The sequence below is a fragment of the Faecalicatena contorta genome (assembly GCF_021531995.1).
GTDB classification, from domain to species: Bacteria; Bacillota; Clostridia; order Lachnospirales; family Lachnospiraceae; genus Dorea_A; species Dorea_A contorta_A.
The window spans coordinates 1-1,288 of the sequence record NZ_JAFBIZ010000249.1 but is presented as its reverse complement, the minus strand read 5'-3'; the positions used below and the strand labels follow the sequence as shown (position 1 = coordinate 1,288).

Below are 1,288 nucleotides of genomic sequence, written 5' to 3'. Positions count from 1 at the left end.
CACTGATTTAGTAGCTATTAAAGAGGGGATTCTATATGGAAGTTGGAATCAGTGGATAAAAAGTTGTTTAATATATGTTTTGATGCTCAAATTTTCGCTTATGATGTATTAGACTAGGACAGGGAGAAATGGGATAATTGTTGAAGCTATATTAGTAAATTAAAGACAATAAACAGGAAGACTTTTGGAGAGTATATATATGGATAAATACGCAATCCTAATTATGGCGCACAATCAGTTTGATATTCTGGAAAAATTACTTATCATGCTGGATCATGAGCGAAATGATATCTATATCCACATTGACCGGAAAAGTGGCTTTTTTGACGAGGAACATTTTAAGCAGCTTTGTCATCATAGCCGTATTACATTTATTTCGAGAAAGCGTTTGCATTGGGGACATTCCAGTCTGGTTGAGTGTGAGTTGGATTTGATGGAAGCTGCGCTTTCGTCAGGCGAAACGTATTGTTATTTCCACCTTCTTTCTGGGGTGGATTTACAGATTAAGCATACGGAAGAGATTCATCGTTTTTTTGATGAACATCCGGATCGGAGTCTGGGAGGACATATGCGTCTGATTGACAGAGAACGAGCGGAAGGTGCATCACCGCACACTTTCACTATGGAAGACTGGGAAATGATTGAACAGTGTCCATATTTCTGGGCGCGGAAGTTTGATATGTCCAGAGATTCGGAAGTAATTGAGAAAGTATATAACACCTGGAGATCATAGGGTGAAGCAACTGGTGACTGGCTATCTGATCAGGGAAATAAAACGAAAGATGAAACAAGATCTGAAAAGGACAAATTAGCGGAATATAGAGAATGAAAGTATTAGATTTGGACATGGATTTTTTTTTCAGAAACACCGGCAGTGGACATTCCGGAAGATTGTGAAGAGCGATTGGATGAAGAAGTGTATGGGAAAGGTGTTTTCTCGGAAGAGCGAGTCCGGACATTTTTGGAGAAGAATCTGGGGCTGTCGAAGAAGAATAAAATCCCAGGAAGAATTGTCAAGGGACACAACGAAGCTTTGTACTTTTGGCAGGAATTGATTGCATGCGGGAAATTGCAGGCTCCTTTTGAAGTGGTGCATGTAGATTCACATGGGGATCTGGGATGCGGCGGCTGGGAAGCATTTGAGCATATTGTAAAAAACATGGTAAGCGCCTAATCTTCTATGCGCATTCCTAGCTTCGCATTTCTGTGCCATAATTATAAGCAAGCACTTTGCTCTAATCTTTGCTAAAGAGCAAGCGTTTTACTTTATTTATGGGAGGTATCTTAT

At 40.0% G+C, this 1,288-nt stretch carries 2 protein-coding genes; both read left to right on the top strand.

The window, feature by feature from the left end; genetic code table 11:
* Positions 1–199 precede the first annotated feature (199 nt).
* Positions 200–733, top strand: a complete 534-nt coding sequence (locus JQM82_RS15690; protein ID WP_235251354.1) for a beta-1,6-N-acetylglucosaminyltransferase — start codon at positions 200–202, stop codon at positions 731–733.
* A gap of 141 nt (positions 734–874) precedes the next feature.
* A complete protein-coding gene (locus tag JQM82_RS15685) occupies positions 875–1,174 on the top strand; it encodes a UPF0489 family protein (protein ID WP_235251352.1) in 300 nt (99 codons plus the stop codon).
* The last annotated feature ends 114 nt before the right edge of the window (positions 1,175–1,288 follow it).